Here is a 16,386-nt window from a genome sequence, read left to right as displayed (position 1 = left end):
CCGTGGGCCGGTTCAGACCTCGACGAGGACGGTGAACGGGCCGTGGTTCGTGAGCGAGACCCGCATGTCCGCCCCGAACCGGCCGGTCTCCACCTGCGCGCCCAGCGCCCTCAGCTGCGCCACCACCTCGTCGACCAGCGGTTCGGCGACCTCGCCGGGCGCCGCGGCGTTCCACGTGGGCCTGCGCCCCTTCCGGGCATCCCCGTAGAGAGTGAACTGAGAAATCACCAGAAGTGGTGCATTCACATCGGAGCAGGACTTCTCGCCCTCCAGAATGCGGACCGACCAGAGCTTGCGGGCGAGCTGCGCCGCCTTCTCCGGGGTGTCCCCGTGGGTGACCCCGACCAGCACACACAGCCCTTCACCGACGATTTCGCCGACGGTCTCGGGCCCGCCCGACGCGCCCGTGCCGTCGGCCACCGTGACGCTCGCACCGTCCACCCTCTGCACCACTGCACGCATATGGACCAACCTATCCTGGCCAACCTGTCTTGGGCTGAACGGGTACAGAGCATCCACATATGCCCCACCGGAGTGGCACCATGCTGGGAAGGCGGTGTGCCGACGCACCGGTCGAGGGGATGGACACCAGCATGAGTACCTATGGAACCGGGCAGTCCCCCGGCGCCGTGCCGGTCACGCGTACCGGCACCAGTACGAGTACGAGTACCGGTATCAGTACGAGTGCGGGTACCGGTATCAGTACGGGTACCGGCACCAGCACCAGCACCACCACCGGTACGAGTACCAGCACCTTGCGCCCACCCGTCCAGCGAACCGGTCACGCATACCTGGACGGCCCGTCCGCGGGACCGCAGCCGGAGCTGGGCGGCCTGTGCCTGCCGGAGCTGCGCACACTGCGTCGCGACGCGCAGCGCGACGAGGCCGACCTCAGCTATGTGCGGCGGCTGATCCAGGGCCGGATCGACATCCTGCGGGCCGAGCTGGCCCGCAGACGGGATCCGGAGACACCAGTGGTGGACCGGCTCTCGGAGATCCTCGCCGACACCCCGTCCCGGCACCGCTCCTCCGCCCGGCACGTCACGCTCACCACGCCGCGCAGCGACGAGTACCGCCGGCTGGCGGCCGAGACGCTCGCCGAGGTCGAACTCTCCGACCTCGACGCCCGTACGGACGACGAGCTGCACATCGCGATGGGGCGCCTGGTCCGCTACGAGCAGCAGGTCTCCCGCCGCCGTCACCAGCTGCAACGCACCGCTGACGATTGCAGTGCGGAGATCGCCCGCAGGTACCGTGACGGTGAAGCACAAGTAGACGACCTGCTCGCCTGAAGCGACCCTTCCGGGGGCAGGTTCCGCCCGTCCCCGGAAGGCCACCATGACCTCCAGCGCCGCCCCCGCCGCCCCCTCCGCCATATCCCCCGCCCACCCCGTCCTGGCCGAGGTCGTACGGTCCGGCTTCGTGGAGGGCCGTCACCGGGGCTCGCTGGTCCTCCTGGCCGCCGACGGCAGTGTGGAACGGGTCCTGGGCGACCCGGCGGCGCCGGTCTTCCCCCGTTCGTCCAACAAGCCGATGCAGGCCGCGGCCGTGCTGCGGGCCGGGCTCGACCTGTCCGGGGAGCGGCTGGCACTGGCTGCCGCGAGCCACTCCGGCGAGGGCTTCCACCTCGAACTCGTAGGCAAGATGCTCGCCGAGCACGGGCTGACCCCCGGCGATCTGCAGACCCCGCCCGATCTGCCGCTGGACCCGGCGGAGGCGGAGACGTATCTCGCCGCGGGCAACGTCCGGGAGCGGATCACCATGAACTGCTCCGGCAAGCACGCGGCGATGCTCGCAGTGTGCGCGCTGAACGGCTGGGACCGGGCGTCCTACCTCGACCCGTCGCACCCGCTCCAGCAGCTGGTCCACCAGGTGGTCGAGGAGGCGGCCGGCGAGCCGGTCGCGGCGGTCGGGACGGACGGGTGCGGGGCGCCGCTGATGGCGATCAGTCTGGTGGGTCTGGCGCGGGCCTTCCGCACGTTCGTGCTGGCCGAGCCGGGGACGGCGGAGCGCCGGGTCGGCGACGCGATGCGGGCCCACCCCGAGTACGTGGCGGGAACGCGCCGCCCCGACACCTGGCTGATGCGGGAGGTGCCGGGCACGCTCTCCAAGATGGGCGCGGAGGCGGTGCAGGCGGTGGCGCTGGCGGACGGCCGGGCCGTGGCCTTCAAGATCGACGACGGCGCGACGCGGGCGCTCGGCCCGGTGCTGGCCCGGTCGCTGCGCCTGCTCGGCATCGACGCCCCGGTGGTCTCCCGGATCGGACGCACGCCGCTGCTGGGCGGCGGCGGTGAGGTCGGCGAGATCAGGGCGGCGTTCTGAGCGGATTCCGCGGTCCCGGGAAACTGGGCGACAACTCGCGAGCCGGGTGTCTAGCGTGGCTCACATGGTCCCTGACGTCCGTACGATCACCGCTTCCGAGTTCCCCGACTGGCTGCGCGCCAAGCACACCGGCTTTCTGCAGCCGCCGACGGGAACGGAACAAGAGGCCGAACGGCGGCTCCCGCTCACGGATCTCGCCCGCGTACAGGGCGCGTTCGACGGCGGGCGGTGCGTGGCCACGTTCCATTCGTTCGCACAGGAGCTCACGGCCGTCGGCGGTGCCACGGTGCCGGCCGACGCGATCGCCAACGTCACGGTGTCGCCCACGCACCGCCGTCGCGGACTGCTCAGCCGGATGATGGCCACGGACCTGGCGGCGGCGAAGGAGCGCGGCGACGTGGTCGCCACACTGATCGCCGCCGAGTACCCGATCTACGGGCGGTACGGCTTCGGTCCGGCGGCGTGGACCACCGAGTGGGAGATCGACGTACCGAGGGCGGGCCTCGACCCGCGCTGGTCGGGCCCCTCCGTGCAGGACGGCGGCCGGATCGACCTGGTGAGCGGTGCCGACGTACGGAAGCTGGGCCCGGCCCTCCACGACCGGCTGCGCGCCCGGCAGCACGGTGTGGTCAGCCGCGACGCCCGCTGGTGGGAACTGAACACCGGCGAGGTCCCGTCCGGTCCCGAGGCCTGGAAGGAACCCTTCTACGCGGTCTACAGCAACGCGGCCGGTGAGCCGGACGGTCTGATCGCCTACCGCGCCGACGACAACTGGGGCGAGGCCAAGCAGCCGCTGAACCGGGCCACGGTGCTCGGGCAGATCGCCGTCACCCCGGCCGCGGAGCGCGCGCTGTGGCATTTCGTCTGCTCGATCGACTGGATCACCACGGTCCGCACCGGTTACCGCGCCCCCGACGACCTGCTGCCCCTCCTGCTCCCGGACCCACGCGCGGCCCGCATCGTGACCCACGCGGACTGGCTGTGGGTGCGCGTCCTGGACGTCGTACGCGCTCTGGAGGCCCGTACGTACGCGGTACCCGGCGCGCTGGTCCTGGACGTCCACGACACCACGGGCCTGACCACCGGCCGCTACCGCCTGGACGCCTCCCCGGCCGGCGCGAGCTGCACCCCCACCTCGGCCGAAGCCGATCTCGCCCTGGACGTAAGGGAGTTGGGGACGCTCTACCTGGGCGACGAGTCGCCGGTCCGACTGGCGGCGCTGGGCCGCATCGAGGAACGCACGCCGGGTGCGGTGGCGCTGGCGGAGGGGATGTTCCGGGCGGCGCGGCGGGCTTGGTGCCCGGACATGTTCTAGGAACGGCCCCGGCCTGCCGCCGACGGCAGGTCACGCCGAGCCGCCGCCGGCCGTCGGTGGGGACGACGAGGCAGGGCTACGAGAACTGGTTCACGGCACAGGCGCCGCATGCCCCGGCCCCGCCACCGGGTCCGGCAGCTCGGCCGTCACCAGCGACTGCGGCCCGCCCAGCTCCCTGACCAGCACCGCGCGCATCTGGACCACACCCTTCCGGCTGTCGGCGTCCGGCCTGCCCGGCGCCCGTGCGACCACTCTCGGACGTCAAGTCCGGTTGAGGTCAAGGCGTACGCTTCATGGTCATGAGCGGAGACACACCCGGGACGGCGGAGCCTGCGGGCCCCGCGCCGCATGCGCCGATGAGCCTGCGTGAGCGGAAGAAGCAGCTGACGTACCAGGCGATCTCCGATGCCGCGATCGCGATGTTCCTGGAGCGGGGCTTCGACAAGGTCTCGGTGGCGGAGGTGGCGGCCGCCGCGGACATTTCCAAGCCGACACTGTTCCGGTACTTCCCGGCCAAGGAGGACCTGGCCCTGCACCGCTTCGCCGACCACGAGGACGAGTCCGCCCGCGTGGTCGCCGCCCGCGCGGACGACGAGTCGCCCCTGGACGCCCTGCGCCGCAACTTCCTGGCAGGCCTGGAGCGACGCGACCCGGTGACCGGGCTCTGCGATGTGCCGGCGGTGCTGGCGTATCAGCGGCTGCTGTACGGGACGCCGTCCCTGGTCGCCCGCCTGTACACCTACCAGGGCCGCTCGGAGGCGGCGCTCGCCCGTGCGCTGGGCGACGGGGTGCGGGACAGGCTGGCCGCGGGCCAGATCAACGCCGTACTGCGCATCCTGGCCCTGGAGAACTGGCGGCGGATCGAAGCGGGGGAGAGCGCGGACCAGGTGTACGACGGCGCGGTCGAGGCGGCCGAACTCGCCTTCGTGCAACTGCGGTCGGGACTCGGGGCGCAGTAGCGGCCGACACGGTGCGCGGCCACGACCGCCCGCTGAGCGCGGGGCCGCTCAGGCAGGGACGTCGTCGGCGTGCAGCACCGCTTCGGCGATCTTGCGCACCCGGTCGCGCGTGATGCCGGTGCGCTGTTCCACGGCGAGGGGATGGTCGGTGGGCTCCAGCTCGATCCGGGGACGCAGGCCGATCGGGCGGGTGTGGGCATTCGTCTTGAGGTTGGTCGTGCGGGGCGAGTACAGCCCCAACTCGGTGCTCAGCCAGCCGAAGTACGGCGGCTCGAACTCCCGGCCGGGGGTCTCCCACACGTCGAGGGCGCGCCCGAAGTTCTCCCGGCTGAGCGAGACCCAGACGCCCCAGGAGAACGGTTCCTCGCTGCCGAGGACGGGTATCTCGATCAGACCCTTGATGAAGTAGTGCTCGTGTCTGACGACGCACTGGTCCGAGGAGAGCATGCTGTCGGGATCGTTCTCCAGGCTCGCGTCCCAGACGTCGGGTGCCATGGTCGAGTACCCCATCGGAAGTTCCGCGTGGTGTTCGCCGCAGCAGGAGCAGGTGTAGCCGGGGTCGATAGCCATGGCGGGATCCTAGGCCCTGTGGTCCCGGGGGGCGGGCGTACGAGGTCCGTTCCCTCGCGTGCACCCGCCCCCGCGCCTACACGGAACGGCCGAGCATGCCCTCTCGTACGGCGGCCCACTCCAGGGAGTGGCGGATGCCCTCCGCCAGCGAGTACCGCGGCTGCCAGCCCAGCAGCCGCTTCGCCCGGTCGCTCCCGGTGTACGCCCCCGCGACATCGCCCGGCCGGGCTTCGGCGTCGACCGCGGGCACAGGTGCTTGGACCACGCTGTTGAAGGCGTCGAGGAGCTCGCGCACGGTGGTGCCCGTGCCGGTGCCCAGGTTGATGACGGTGGAGGTGGCCGCCGGCCCGGACCCCGCGACCGGCAGGACGGAGTCGAAGGCGCCGAGCGCGGCCACATGTGCGGCGGCGAGGTCCCAGACATGGACGTAGTCGCGCACGCCCGAACCGTCGCGCGTCGGGTAGCCGGTTCCGGTGACCTGGAACGCGGTGCCTTCCTCCTGCGCCTGGATCATCTTGCCCAGGGCGTGGCTCGGGCGCCGCAGCTGAAGTCCCGTACGCATCTTCGGATCTGCGCCGATCGGGTTGAAGTAGCGCAGGGACAGCACGCGCAGAGGCTGCGTGGCGGCGATGTCGGTGAACATCGCCTCGCACACCGCCTTGGTGCGCGCGTACGGGCTCTGCGGGGCGACGGGGGAGTCCTCGTCGACCGTCAGATCGGCGTCCGGGCCGTAGATGGAGGCGGACGAGCTGAAGATCATGCGGGTACAGCCGTTGCGCAGGAGGTGGCCGGCGAACTCCAGGCTCTTGGCCACGTTCGCCCGGTAGTACCCGATCGGGTCGCATGAACCGCACGAGCCGCACCAGGCGCGCGGATCGTACGGCCACGCGGCAACGTTCAACCCCGTTTGTCTCGTGTTCGTCGAGGGTTGCGGGCGTCCGGCGGATGCCGATCAGGCGTCCGCCGGAGGGCACCGGGATCAGTGGCCCGAACGGAGCTCCATGACGTCGGCGACCACGCAGCTGACGTTGTCGGGGCCGCCGGAGCGGTTGGCAAGGGCGATGAGTTCGCGCACTGCCTGCTCAGGATCGCCGATCGCGGCGAGTGCCCGGTGAATCTCTTCGTCCGGCACGACGCTCGACAGGCCGTCGGAGCAGAGCAGATAGCGGTCGCCCTGCCGCGCGTCGTGCAGGCGCATGTCGGGCGTGACTTCGGCGTCCCCGGACAGGGCCCGGATCAGCAGCGATCGCTGAGGGTGGGAGACGGCCTCCTCCGGGCTGAGGCGCCCTTCGTCGACCATCGACTGCACCACGGTGTGGTCATGGGTGATCCGGAAGAGCTCTCCGGCACGCAGGAGGTAGGCGCGGGAGTCGCCGATGTGGACAAGGGCCAGCTGTGAACCGGTCCAGAGCATCGCGGTGAGCGTCGTGCCGACCTCTTGCGATGAAAGGCCGGCTCCGGCGACTCCGCGGACGGCCCGACCGGCCTGTTCGACGGCGTCTTCGAGGGCGTTGAGGAGACTGCCCGCGGGAACGTTGTCGGTTTCCAGGCGCTTGAGCACGTCGACGGCTGCTGCGCCGGCGGCTGCTCCGCCGGCCCCGAAGCCGTCGGCGACGGCAAGGAGGCGTGATCCGGCATAGGCGGTGTCCTGGTTGCTCTCACGGACGAGTCCGGTGTCGGACAGTGCGGCGTAACGGATTTCCAGCGGCCGGGTGATCGGGGTCATGGCGGGGTCCTTCCGGGACAGGTGATCGACGAGGAAGGCGGCCAGGTCCCGCCGTGCGGCGGTGTCGGCCTCGACCTGTGCCCAGAACGCGCGGACCTCCTGGGCTGCTGCGGCCGCGTCCAGCGTGCAGACGTGCTGGATGCGAGCCAGCGGCATGCCCAGGCGGCGCAGCCAGGCCACCAGCCGGGCCCGGTCCAACTGTTCCGGGGCGTAGAGCCGGTAGCCGGTCACCGGGTCGACGCGAGCGGGGGGCAGCAGTCCGAGCTCGTCGTAGAGACGCAGCGCCTTCGGTGACAGCCGGGACGCCTTCGCGAACGTCCCTATGGTCAGCAGCCCCATGCCCGCTCTCCTCCTCGTGCCGAGCAGGTCGCCCGGCCCCACCGATGCTGTGGCCTCCCCCAAGGTGAAGGTCAAACGGTGGGCGACTGCCCTGCGGCCGGCCGCCGTGCGGGTGCCCCGGACCGGGATCGGCCGGACATCGGCGGCGCGCTGTCCGGCCGATCCCGGTCCGGTCCTCGCACACCGGATCCAGTGTGCGAGAACCCGTCCCACGGGGCCGCCCCGGTCAGGCGCCGACGTAGGCCGCGAGGTGCTCGCCGGTGAGGGTGGAGCGGGCGGTGACGAGGGCGGCGGGTGTGCCCTCGAAGACGATCCGGCCGCCGTCGTGGCCGGCGCCGGGGCCGAGGTCGATGATCCAGTCGGCGTGCGCCATGACCGCCTGGTGGTGCTCGACGACGATGACCGACTTGCCGGAGTCGACGAGCCGGTCGAGCAGGCCGAGCAGCTGCTCGACGTCGGCGAGGTGCAGGCCGGTGGTCGGCTCGTCGAGGACGTAGACGCCGCCCTTGTCGGCCATGTGGGTGGCCAGCTTGAGCCGCTGCCGCTCGCCGCCGGACAGCGTGGTGAGCGGCTGGCCGAGGCTGAGGTAGCCGAGCCCGACGTCGGCGAGCCGCTCGAGGATGCGGTGCGCGGCCGGTGTGCGCGCCTCGCCGTCGCCGAAGAACTCCTCGGCCTCGGCCACCGACATCGCGAGCACCTCGCTGATGTCGCGCCCGCCGAGGTGGTACTCGAGCACCGATGCCTGGTACCGCTTCCCCTCGCACTCCTCGCAGGGGGTGGCGACGCCGGCCATCATCGCCAGGTCGGTGTAGACGACGCCGACGCCGTTGCACGTGGGGCAGGCGCCCTCGGAGTTGGCGCTGAACAGGGCCGGCTTCACGCCGTTGGCCTTCGCGAACGCCTTGCGGATCGGGTCGAGCAGTCCGGTGTACGTTGCCGGGTTGCTCCGTCGCGAGCCCTTGATCGGGCTCTGGTCGACCGACACCACGCCCTCGCCGACGGGGATCGACCCGTGCACGAGCGAACTCTTGCCGGAGCCGGCGACGCCGGTGACGACGGCGAGCACCCCGAGCGGGATGTCCACGTCGACGCCCTGCAGGTTGTTCGCCGTCGCGCCGCGGATCTCCAGCGCGCCGGTCGGCTTGCGTACCGTCTCCTTGACGGCGGCCCGGTCGTCGAGATGGCGGCCGGTGACGGTGTCACCGGCCCGCAGCTCCTCGACAGTGCCCTCGAAGCACACGGCGCCGCCCGCCGTACCGGCGCCGGGGCCGAGGTCGACGACGTGGTCGGCGATCGCGATCATCTCCGGCTTGTGCTCCACGACGAGCACCGTGTTGCCCTTGTCCCGCAGCCGCAGCAGCAGGTCGTTCATCCGCTGGATGTCGTGGGGGTGCAGCCCCGCGGTGGGCTCGTCGAAGACGTACGTGACGTCGGTGAGCGAGGAACCGAGGTGGCGGATCATCTTGACGCGCTGCGCCTCGCCGCCCGACAGCGTGCCCGCCGGCCGGTCGAGCGCGAGGTAGCCGAGGCCGATCTCCACGAACGAGTCGAGGGTCTCCTGCAGCGATGCGAGCAGCGGCGCCACCGAAGGCTCCTCGAGGCCGCGGATCCATTCGGCCAGGTCGCGGATCTCCATCGCGCAGGCGTCGGCGATGTTGATCCGCTCGATCCTCGACGACCGGGCCCCCTCGCTCAGCCGCGTCCCGTCGCACTCGGGGCAGGTGGTGAAGGTGACCGCCCGCTCCACGAACGCCCGGATGTGCGGCTGCAGCGCCTCCTTGTCCTTGGACAGGAACGACTTCTGGATCTTGGGGATCAGCCCCTCGTAGGTGAGGTTCACGCCCTCGACCTTCACCTTGGTCGGCTCCCGGTGGAGGAAGTCCTGCATCTCCTTCTTGGTGTACTTGCGGATCGGCTTGTCCGGGTCGAGGAGGCCCGACTCGGCGTAGACCCGGACCGTCCAGAAGCTGTCGGACTTCCAGCCGGGGATGGTGAACGCGCCCTCGGCGAGCGACTTGGAGTCGTCGTAGAGCTGGGTGAGGTCGATGTCGGAGACCGTGCCCCGGCCTTCGCAGCGCGTGCACATGCCGCCGGTGCGGGAGAAGGTCGCCTTCACCGCCTTCTTGGCACCGCGCTCGACGGTGATCGCGCCGCTCGCCCGGACCGAGGCGGTGTTGAAGGAGTAGGCGCCGGGCGGGCCGATGTGCGGCTTCCCGAGCCGGCTGAAGAGGATGCGCAGCATCGCGTTGGCGTCGGTGGCGGTGCCGACCGTGGAGCGGGGGTCGCCACCCATCCGCTGCTGGTCGACGGCGATCGCGGTCGTCAGTCCTTCGAGTACGTCGACCTCGGGACGTGCCAGCGTCGGCATGAAGCCCTGCACGAAGGCGCTGTACGTCTCGTTGATCAGCCGCTGCGACTCGGCGGCGATCGTGTTGAACACCAGCGAGCTCTTGCCCGAGCCGGAGACGCCGGTGAACACCGTGAGGCGGCGCTTCGGGATCTCTATGCTGACGTTCTTGAGGTTGTTCTCGCGCGCGCCGTGCACGCGGATCAGATCGTGGCTGTCGGCAGTGTGCGGCGCGGACGACTGCGTGTCCGTCCTCGTGGCCATGCTCATCGTGTCTCCATCTGTCGGGCGGGGCCGCTTTCGCGGTCCCCGTCGGCATCGCCCGGCTCGATCCGACCGGCTTCGAGCGGTACGCCTGGTTCTCCTTCGCTTCGGCCCGTGAAGCCTCTGGGCCCCGGCCACGAGGCGCGCCCGGCCGAGGCGTCGGACCGACCAGCGGCCGTCGCGCGACGGATCGCGGTCCGGCGTCTCGTTCGCGTCGCGCCAGGCAGGATGCGGCGCGGGGAGAAGCGGAACCAGCGGTACGGGGTGGGCGGCGCACGCAGGTCGAAACCGGTGCGCGCGGCGCACCGGTCACCCCGCCCCTACGGCAGCGCGTCGACCCCGTGGGCCTCGGCTTCCCCCGCGATCATGGACACGCCGCGGGTGTGGGCCGGCCCCGGTCGAGGATAGCGGCACCGGTTACGGCGCAGGGTCCGCCGATATCAGGTCCGCCGATATCAGAGCGGATCCCCGAGGCGGGACACGGGACACGGGATGTCCTGTCCGGCCGGGGGTGAGGCAGGGCGGCGCTACGACCCGAGGTGTCCCGTCACGATGACTGCGGCCTGTGGGCGAGGAAGAAGGCCTGCCGACCCTGTCGGGGCTTCTCGCGCTCGTCGGGTTCACGGATCAGCCGGGCGTCCACGACGAGGCCGGCCTCGCTCATCAGGTCGGCGATGTGATCGGGAGACATCCAGTAGACATCGAGCGACAGTTCGTGGCCGTATGCCTGGTCCAGATGCCGGAGCCGGTCCCCGACCTTGAAGGCCAGGAGCATGTGGCCGCCCGGGGCCAGCACCCGGTGACATTCCGCGAACACGGTCGGCAGCAGCTCGGGTGGGGTGTGGACGGTGGAGTACCAGGCGACGATGCCGCCGAGACTGTTGTCTTCCAGGTCCAGAGCGGTCATCGATCCCTCTTCGAACCGAAGACCCGGGTGTGTCCGGCGGGCGACCGCGATCATCTCGGGGGAGAGGTCGATGCCGAATGCTTCCACTCCGAGTGAGCGGAGGTGGGCCGTGATGCGGCCGGGGCCGCAGCCGAGGTCGGCGACCGGCCTCGTGCCTGGTGCCTGCACGAGTTCGGAGAACGCGACGAGCATGGCGCGGTCCAGCGGTTTGGTGTTCAGTTCGTCGCGGACGAGCCTCTCGTAGTCGACCGCAACGGTGTCGTAGGCGGTCCGAGTGGTGTGCAGGTAGGTGGCTTCGGTCATGGCTGATGACAGTAGCCCCGGTCCCTCGTCGCTTGTTGGCCACGCGTCGGCGCACTCAGGCCGGAAAGTCCTCCACCGGCCACCCCCCACTCGGCGCTGACCAGGTGTGACGGACCGTAGGTGCCGGGGGCGTCCGGTACCTCGGATTGGCCGAGACAAGTCGGCGGCTGCCCAAGGCCGGCAGAGACGCACGACCAGATGCCTCACAAGGACCGGGACTGCCTCTGCTTCGGAGAGACGGTGTCCGGTCGAAGCTGATCAGGGCGATGCAGCGGGCAGTAGAGGGCCGCTCGGCGAGCAGTGGAACGTGCGCTGCGAAGACGAGGCGGCGCGCAAACTGCCGAAGCTGAGTGCGATGTTTCCCCTCCGGCCGCTGGCCCGGTAGGGGCGACAGCGCGAGGAATCAGGCCGGCGTTTCGGGGGTACCGACGGCCAGTCGATGCCACGCGTGTCCGCAACCGTCGGAGCAGAAGCGCTCCCGCCGGCGTTCGTCGGCGACGGCCAGCACCGCGATCAGTAGCCGGAATGACTTGAGGCGCTCGTCGTGCGGGGTGAGACTGGCGATCTTCCCGAGTTGCTGGTCGATCCGCCCTCGTGCGATCAGAACTGCCGGTGTGTGCGTGGCGCGAAGTCCGGCGCGTCGGATACTTTCCGGGCCGTCCTCGGTGGTGGCGCGGGCCTGAATGCAGAAATGGGACAGGAGTCGCAGGGTGGTGGACTGCTCCTCAGCGGAGAGGCTCTCGAACCACCCGATGCCCTGTGACATCGGCCGAAGCTCCTGGGCGAGCTCGTTGAGAATGACGTACGGATCAGCCATTCTCACGCCCCGTTGCGCTCGATTCGCCGAGTTCCCAGCCATCCGAGCAGACCATCGGGTGCCTAGAAAGGCAGTTCGTCGGCTTCCAACGGCACTGACTACCCGCGTACCCAGTGTCCGAGGATGGTGTCGCAGAGCGAGTCCAGGTCGGCCTGCGTCCTTCCCCGGACGTGCAGCCAGCTGTGGTCGCTCAGTCCGTCGAGCCGCAAGAGCATGCCGGGTGCGGAGAACCAGCACACGGGTGAGTCCGCCATGCCGGTCCACATCGGGTACTCGGGAAACTCCACCCGCGTGAACCGGCTCGGCAGCTCTCGGATCAGTTCGGCGGGAAGTTCGCAGGCGTTGTAGAGCCGTTCTTCGCGGCCGAGCAGCGTCTCGCCGAGGACGAGCTCGACACAGGCCAGGGAGACTCGCTCCAGGAAGAGAACCCAGCCGTCCCGTGACTGGACGAACACCGGCGGATCGTCCTGGTCGAGATCCCGCAGTCGGACGCCCCAGAAAGCGCACCCCTGGTTCTCGCTGCGGAAGACGAGCACTCCGCCGAACTCGTCATGCACGAACAGTTCGGAGGGCCGTAGCAGAGGGTCCTGGTTGCCGGTGAGATCGTGACGCGTGCCGAGAAGCGAGTAGGCCTCACGCAACGCGGTCGGCAGCGCGAGCCCCAGCGTCTCCTCGGCTTGTTCCAGCTCCTCCGCTCGCGTACCGGCGCCGTCGGCGAGCGGCTCCACCCACGCTGCGGCAAAGTCCCGAAGGAAGGCCCAGGCTCGCGCCCTGTCGGGTATCCCGCCGCGCAGAGCTTGAGCCACATCGAACTCGTCAACCATGCGGTGGACCGTACAGGTGTCCCGTCGCGGTGTAGGTGGCAGGTAGCGACACGTTGACCTGCATGAATGCCAGATGGTTGGAGACTGCCGATGGCTGACGTTCTCAAACGGCCTGGCTTTCGTGGAAGTCCCGCTCGCCGTGGAGACAGAGGTGTCCGGCGAGCGTCAGCCTCGCGACGACATTTGTACAAGACTGATAGCGGGCAGCGCAGGCATCGTCCCGTACATGGGACATGACGACGTCACGCACTTGCACGGGATGCATGTGGTCCACTACGGCCCGCGGCAGGCGCCGCCGCTGGTGCTCATCCACGGATCGGGATTCTCGGGCGGCTCCTGGAGCCCGGTGGTGCCGGCACTCGCCGACCGGTATCACGTCATCCGAGTCGACCTCCCGGGTCACGGCCAGTCTTCGCCCGCGCCGTCGTACGACGTGCCTGAGCAGGCGGGCCGCTTGGCCGCGGTGCTCGACGAGTTCGACCTTCGTCCGATCACCGTGGTCGGGCACTCCAGCGGTGGATACATCGCCACCGCGCTTGCCGAACAGCGCCCTGACCTGGTTGGTTCGCTCGCGCTGATCAGCAGCGGCCCGAGTCCCGACGCGCTCCTTCCGCAGCCCGTCCTCCTTCAGATGCTGATTGCCCCGCCGCTGGGCCCGCTCCTCTGGTCGATCCGCTCGGACGCGATGCTCCGCAGGGGGGTGGCCGCGGTATGCAACCGCCCGGTGGACGTCCCGGACGACCTGGTCGCCGAGGTCCGGGGCATCAGCTATCGCACGTTCAGGACGGTGCTGCGCCGAAACGCCGCGTACATCGCCGAGCGGAGCGTGCCCGACCGCCTCACCGCCCTCGACGTCCCGGTCCTGGTGATCTTCGGCGCTGCCGACCGCCGCTGGGATCCGTCTTCGGCACACCAATACGACACGGTGCCGAACGCGCGCGTCGAGCAACTGCCCGACGTCGGACACCTCCCCATGTTCGAAGCGCCGGAGACGACCAGCAAGTTGCTGCTGGCCTTCGCGGCGGCAGGCCGCTGACACCGATCGCTACCCTGGTGCTGTGTGGGCCACAGAGTCACCACCTGACTGGACGTGGGTGGAGGTCGCGATCCCGCGGCAGTCAGAGCGACTGCCCGGGATCAGCATGGCCGGGTTCGGTCAACGTTTCCCGGCGCTCGTGGACATCGCCATGGTTGCGCACCCATCGGTCACCCTGTTCGTGGACCTGAGCGAAGGAGACGGCCTCGTCTACAACGCCCACGGCCGGCGCGAACGCGGCAGCGTGGTCGTCGGGCTGATCCCGGGCAACCTTCGGATCAGCGGCCGGACGGCCGAGGCAGGCCAGTGCCTCCAGATTCGGTTGTCGCCGGTCGTGGCGGCTGCAGTGCTCAGCGCATCGACCGAGCTCGTCGGGACCGTGGTCTCCCTGGAAGATGTCTGGGGTCGCGACGCCGGGCGAGCCGAGGACAGGCTGCGCGCCGCCACGTCGTGGGACGAACGGTTCACGATCGCGGCGGATGTCCTTGGCCGACGGCTGGACGCCCGCCCACCGCTCGATCCGGAGATCGCTGCTGCCTGGTGGCGGATGCTCACCAGCCGGGGACAGGTGCGGGTCGACAGCCTGGCGAACGAGGTGGGATGGAGCCGTAAGCGCCTGTGGTCCCGCTTCCGGTCCCAGATCGGCCTCACTCCCAAGCGTGCCGCCCAGCTGGTGCGCTTCGACCACGCCGCCCACCTTCTCGCGGCGGGTGACGCCACCGCTCGGGTGGCGGTCGGGTGAGTGAGCGGTCCATCCGGCTGTGGTGTTGCTGAGCGGTGAGAACTCCGGTGGGAGGGGGCCCAGAAGCCGGGCAAGGACGCTGGCGGGGCGGTTGTTGGCGACGGCGAGGCGGTGGAGGTAGGAGCCGAGTGTCTCGTTGTGGACGGGGCCGGGAGAGATGGGCAGTGACCGAAGTTGTTCAGGCTGCGTCGGCATCCGGCCTCCGGCGGCGGGGCTTTCGGGCTCGGCGCCGTTCGTTGCGTGCGTCCTCGGCGGTCTGGTCGACCTCGATGGTGTCGAGAGTCTTGCGGGTGACGGCCTCGCTGCCGCTGATGATGGCCTCAAGGGCCGCGCCGCGGACCAGTTGGGCCACGATCGAAGCAAACACCGCCGCTCCGAGCTCGTGGCAGTGAGAATCTGTCAGCCCGAATGAGATCGAGTGGGAATCCGCCAGCTTGAACGCGACGGGACAACAGGCCGGCCGGCTTCGTCGGGACTCCGCCAGGTCGTTCGCCAGAACCACTGGGACTCGCCACATCTGCTGAGAACGGATAAACGGGACGGGAGATCGCACGGGGCCGTGCGGGTGGCGTGGCGCACTTTTGCAAGCGGGTGCTTGCAAAAGTTAGCAAGGTGGGTGCACCATCGGGGTATGGCATCACTCAACGTCGGCAATCTCGGTGAGTATCTGCGCGAGCAGCGGCGCAACGCCCAGCTGTCGCTGCGGCAGCTCGCCGATGCCGCGGGGGTGTCCAATCCCTACCTCAGCCAGATCGAGCGCGGGCTGCGCAAGCCGAGCGCCGAGGTGTTGCAGCAGGTCGCCAAGGCGCTGCGGATCTCCGCCGAGACCCTTTACGTGCGGGCCGGGATCCTGGATGAGCGGGAGCGGGATGAGCTGGAGACGCGGGCGGTGATTCTGGCCGACCCGTCCATAAACGAGCGGCAGAAGAGTGTTCTGCTGCAGATCTACGACTCCTTCCGCAAGGAGAACGGGTTCGAGCCCGGACCGGAATCCGGCGTCGGAGCCGGATCGGAGACCGGCGGCGAGTCCGGAGCGGGTGCCGGTGCCGACGGCCCCCACAAGGCCGGCGGCAGCGACGCCGGCTCGGCTTCAAAGCCTTCAAACTCTTCAAAACCCTCACACTGAGTCTGATGATCCGGGAGGACCACAGTCATGGCCATCACCGATGACCTGCGCAAGACCCTCACCGACCCGACCCCCCTCTACTTCGCCGCCGGTACGGCCGACATCGCCGTCGAGCAGGCGCGCAAGGTCCCGGCGCTGATCGAGCAGCTGCGCGCGGAGGCGCCGGAGCGTATCGAGGCGGTACGCAATACCGACCCCAAGGCCGTGCAGGAGAAGGTCGCCTCGCAGGCCAAGGAGGCGCAGGCCGCCGTGCAGGCCAAGTTCACCGAGGTGATCGGGTCGTTCGACAGTGACCTGCGGAAGCTGGGCGAGGACGCCCAGGACCTGGCGCTGCGGGGGCTGGGCGTGGCCGCGGAGTACGCGGTGCGGGCCCGGGAGACGTACGAGAAGGTCGCCGAGCGCGGTGAGCAGACCGTGAAGAACTGGCGTGGCGAGACGGCCGACGAGATCGTCGAGATCGCCGTCGTCGTCGAGCCGCGCAAGGAGTCCAGGCCGACGGGCACCGCGAAGACGCAGCCGGCCGCCAAGCCCGGTCCGGCCGCGAAGCCGGGGCCGGCCGCGAAGCCCGGTCCGGCCAAGGCAGCGCCCGCCCCGAAGGCCGTCCGGCCGGAGAGCAAGGCGCAGGCCGCGCCCGCCAAGAAGGCGCCCGTGAGCAAGCCCACCGCGAAGAAGAACACTCCGCCGACCACGAAGTAGGGCCTCGACGCCCCGGCCGGATTGTGTACCGGGGCGCGGGATGGGCACCTTTCGGGGTGCCCGGCTCGTTGTCCCGGTACCTTGGCCGCGAGG

The 16,386-nt window shown here is 70.2% G+C and carries 18 protein-coding genes; 8 read left to right on the top strand and 10 right to left on the bottom strand.

Annotated features, from left to right (window positions below; all coding sequences use genetic code 11):
* Window positions 1-12: 12 nt before the first annotated feature.
* A complete protein-coding gene (dtd, locus tag ACFVV1_RS21415) occupies window positions 13-462 on the bottom strand; it encodes a D-aminoacyl-tRNA deacylase (RefSeq protein ID WP_389991337.1) in 450 nt (149 codons plus the stop codon).
* A gap of 131 nt (window positions 463-593) precedes the next feature.
* Here dtd and ACFVV1_RS21410 point away from each other — a divergent pair, with 131 nt between their 5' ends.
* The 3 genes from ACFVV1_RS21410 (at window position 594) to ACFVV1_RS21400 (ending at window position 3,637) form a co-directional block, all read left to right on the top strand.
* Window positions 594-1,292 (top strand): ABC transporter substrate-binding protein, encoded by a 699-nt coding sequence (locus tag ACFVV1_RS21410; protein WP_389991334.1) that lies wholly within the window; start codon window positions 594-596, stop codon window positions 1,290-1,292.
* Window positions 1,293-1,338: 46 nt separating this feature from the next.
* A complete protein-coding gene (locus tag ACFVV1_RS21405; protein ID WP_389991331.1) occupies window positions 1,339-2,322 on the top strand; it encodes an asparaginase in 984 nt (327 codons plus the stop codon).
* Window positions 2,323-2,386: 64 nt separating this feature from the next.
* Window positions 2,387-3,637 carry a GNAT family N-acetyltransferase gene (locus ACFVV1_RS21400; RefSeq protein ID WP_389991328.1) on the top strand — a complete coding sequence of 417 codons (1,251 nt, stop codon included), beginning with the start codon at window positions 2,387-2,389 and terminating at the stop codon, window positions 3,635-3,637.
* Between the two features lie 90 nt (window positions 3,638-3,727).
* Here the strand turns inward: ACFVV1_RS21400 and ACFVV1_RS21395 are convergent, their stop codons facing one another.
* Window positions 3,728-3,889 (bottom strand): hypothetical protein, encoded by a 162-nt coding sequence (locus tag ACFVV1_RS21395; RefSeq protein WP_389991325.1) that lies wholly within the window; start codon window positions 3,887-3,889, stop codon window positions 3,728-3,730.
* Between the two features lie 41 nt (window positions 3,890-3,930).
* On the opposite strand from ACFVV1_RS21395, the gene ACFVV1_RS21390 reads away from it, so the two are divergent.
* Complete coding sequence (locus ACFVV1_RS21390) at window positions 3,931-4,596, top strand: TetR family transcriptional regulator (RefSeq protein ID WP_389991322.1); 666 nt, start codon at window positions 3,931-3,933, stop codon at window positions 4,594-4,596.
* Between the two features lie 48 nt (window positions 4,597-4,644).
* On the opposite strand, the gene ACFVV1_RS21385 is transcribed toward ACFVV1_RS21390, so the two are convergent.
* The 7 genes from ACFVV1_RS21385 to ACFVV1_RS21355 all read right to left on the bottom strand — a co-directional run bounded on the left by ACFVV1_RS21385 (window position 4,645) and on the right by ACFVV1_RS21355 (window position 12,693).
* Window positions 4,645-5,166 carry a DUF2199 domain-containing protein gene (locus ACFVV1_RS21385; RefSeq protein ID WP_389991319.1) on the bottom strand — a complete coding sequence of 174 codons (522 nt, stop codon included), beginning with the start codon at window positions 5,164-5,166 and terminating at the stop codon, window positions 4,645-4,647.
* Window positions 5,167-5,242: 76 nt separating this feature from the next.
* On the bottom strand, window positions 5,243-6,067 hold the full coding sequence (locus ACFVV1_RS21380; RefSeq protein WP_389991316.1) for an NAD-dependent epimerase/dehydratase family protein: 825 nt from the start codon (window positions 6,065-6,067) through the stop codon (window positions 5,243-5,245).
* A 78-nt stretch (window positions 6,068-6,145) separates the two neighbouring features.
* The gene (locus tag ACFVV1_RS21375) at window positions 6,146-7,231 is read right to left on the bottom strand and encodes a MerR family transcriptional regulator (protein WP_389991313.1); all 1,086 of its coding nucleotides are present in this window, start codon (window positions 7,229-7,231) and stop codon (window positions 6,146-6,148) included.
* Between the two features lie 226 nt (window positions 7,232-7,457).
* Window positions 7,458-9,848: an ATP-binding cassette domain-containing protein gene (locus ACFVV1_RS21370; RefSeq protein ID WP_389991310.1), complete on the bottom strand. Its 2,391-nt coding sequence runs from the start codon at window positions 9,846-9,848 to the stop codon at window positions 7,458-7,460.
* 541 nt (window positions 9,849-10,389) lie between these two features.
* Window positions 10,390-11,052 (bottom strand): class I SAM-dependent DNA methyltransferase, encoded by a 663-nt coding sequence (locus tag ACFVV1_RS21365; protein WP_389991307.1) that lies wholly within the window; start codon window positions 11,050-11,052, stop codon window positions 10,390-10,392.
* Between the two features lie 403 nt (window positions 11,053-11,455).
* Window positions 11,456-11,869, bottom strand: a complete 414-nt coding sequence (locus ACFVV1_RS21360; protein ID WP_389991304.1) for a DUF5958 family protein — start codon at window positions 11,867-11,869, stop codon at window positions 11,456-11,458.
* Between the two features lie 98 nt (window positions 11,870-11,967).
* Window positions 11,968-12,693: an SMI1/KNR4 family protein gene (locus tag ACFVV1_RS21355; RefSeq protein WP_389991301.1), complete on the bottom strand. Its 726-nt coding sequence runs from the start codon at window positions 12,691-12,693 to the stop codon at window positions 11,968-11,970.
* 226 nt (window positions 12,694-12,919) lie between these two features.
* On the opposite strand from ACFVV1_RS21355, the gene ACFVV1_RS21350 reads away from it, so the two are divergent.
* Window positions 12,920-13,729, top strand: a complete 810-nt coding sequence (locus ACFVV1_RS21350) for an alpha/beta fold hydrolase (RefSeq protein WP_389991298.1) — start codon at window positions 12,920-12,922, stop codon at window positions 13,727-13,729.
* Between the two features lie 151 nt (window positions 13,730-13,880).
* A complete protein-coding gene (locus ACFVV1_RS21345) occupies window positions 13,881-14,471 on the top strand; it encodes a helix-turn-helix domain-containing protein (RefSeq protein WP_389991295.1) in 591 nt (196 codons plus the stop codon).
* Window positions 14,472-14,649: 178 nt separating this feature from the next.
* Here the strand turns inward: ACFVV1_RS21345 and ACFVV1_RS21340 are convergent, their stop codons facing one another.
* On the bottom strand, window positions 14,650-14,838 hold the full coding sequence (locus tag ACFVV1_RS21340) for a hypothetical protein (protein ID WP_389991292.1): 189 nt from the start codon (window positions 14,836-14,838) through the stop codon (window positions 14,650-14,652).
* A 264-nt stretch (window positions 14,839-15,102) separates the two neighbouring features.
* Between ACFVV1_RS21340 and ACFVV1_RS21335 the strand changes: the two genes are divergently transcribed.
* Window positions 15,103-15,597 (top strand): helix-turn-helix domain-containing protein, encoded by a 495-nt coding sequence (locus ACFVV1_RS21335; protein WP_389991289.1) that lies wholly within the window; start codon window positions 15,103-15,105, stop codon window positions 15,595-15,597.
* 27 nt (window positions 15,598-15,624) lie between these two features.
* Window positions 15,625-16,293: a hypothetical protein gene (locus tag ACFVV1_RS21330; protein ID WP_389991286.1), complete on the top strand. Its 669-nt coding sequence runs from the start codon at window positions 15,625-15,627 to the stop codon at window positions 16,291-16,293.
* The last annotated feature ends 93 nt before the right edge of the window (window positions 16,294-16,386 follow it).

The sequence above is a fragment of the Streptomyces sp. NPDC058092 genome (assembly GCF_042884935.1).
GTDB lineage: Bacteria > Actinomycetota > Actinomycetes > Streptomycetales > Streptomycetaceae > Streptomyces.
Note: the sequence above shows the minus strand (reverse complement) of the source record. Positions and strands in the feature narration are given on the sequence as shown.

Coding starts and splice junctions, on each gene's coding strand:
- dtd (WP_389991337.1), bottom strand. CDS start 462: ATGCGTGCAGTGGTGCAGAGGGTGGACGGTGCGAGCGTCACGGTGGCC.
- ACFVV1_RS21410 (WP_389991334.1), top strand. CDS start 594: ATGAGTACCTATGGAACCGGGCAGTCCCCCGGCGCCGTGCCGGTCACG.
- ACFVV1_RS21405 (WP_389991331.1), top strand. CDS start 1,339: ATGACCTCCAGCGCCGCCCCCGCCGCCCCCTCCGCCATATCCCCCGCC.
- ACFVV1_RS21400 (WP_389991328.1), top strand. CDS start 2,387: ATGGTCCCTGACGTCCGTACGATCACCGCTTCCGAGTTCCCCGACTGG.
- ACFVV1_RS21390 (WP_389991322.1), top strand. CDS start 3,931: ATGGTCATGAGCGGAGACACACCCGGGACGGCGGAGCCTGCGGGCCCC.
- ACFVV1_RS21385 (WP_389991319.1), bottom strand. CDS start 5,166: ATGGCTATCGACCCCGGCTACACCTGCTCCTGCTGCGGCGAACACCAC.
- ACFVV1_RS21375 (WP_389991313.1), bottom strand. CDS start 7,231: ATGGGGCTGCTGACCATAGGGACGTTCGCGAAGGCGTCCCGGCTGTCA.
- ACFVV1_RS21370 (WP_389991310.1), bottom strand. CDS start 9,848: ATGAGCATGGCCACGAGGACGGACACGCAGTCGTCCGCGCCGCACACT.
- ACFVV1_RS21365 (WP_389991307.1), bottom strand. CDS start 11,052: ATGACCGAAGCCACCTACCTGCACACCACTCGGACCGCCTACGACACC.
- ACFVV1_RS21360 (WP_389991304.1), bottom strand. CDS start 11,869: ATGGCTGATCCGTACGTCATTCTCAACGAGCTCGCCCAGGAGCTTCGG.
- ACFVV1_RS21355 (WP_389991301.1), bottom strand. CDS start 12,693: ATGGTTGACGAGTTCGATGTGGCTCAAGCTCTGCGCGGCGGGATACCC.
- ACFVV1_RS21350 (WP_389991298.1), top strand. CDS start 12,920: ATGGGACATGACGACGTCACGCACTTGCACGGGATGCATGTGGTCCAC.
- ACFVV1_RS21345 (WP_389991295.1), top strand. CDS start 13,881: ATGGTTGCGCACCCATCGGTCACCCTGTTCGTGGACCTGAGCGAAGGA.
- ACFVV1_RS21335 (WP_389991289.1), top strand. CDS start 15,103: ATGGCATCACTCAACGTCGGCAATCTCGGTGAGTATCTGCGCGAGCAG.
- ACFVV1_RS21330 (WP_389991286.1), top strand. CDS start 15,625: ATGGCCATCACCGATGACCTGCGCAAGACCCTCACCGACCCGACCCCC.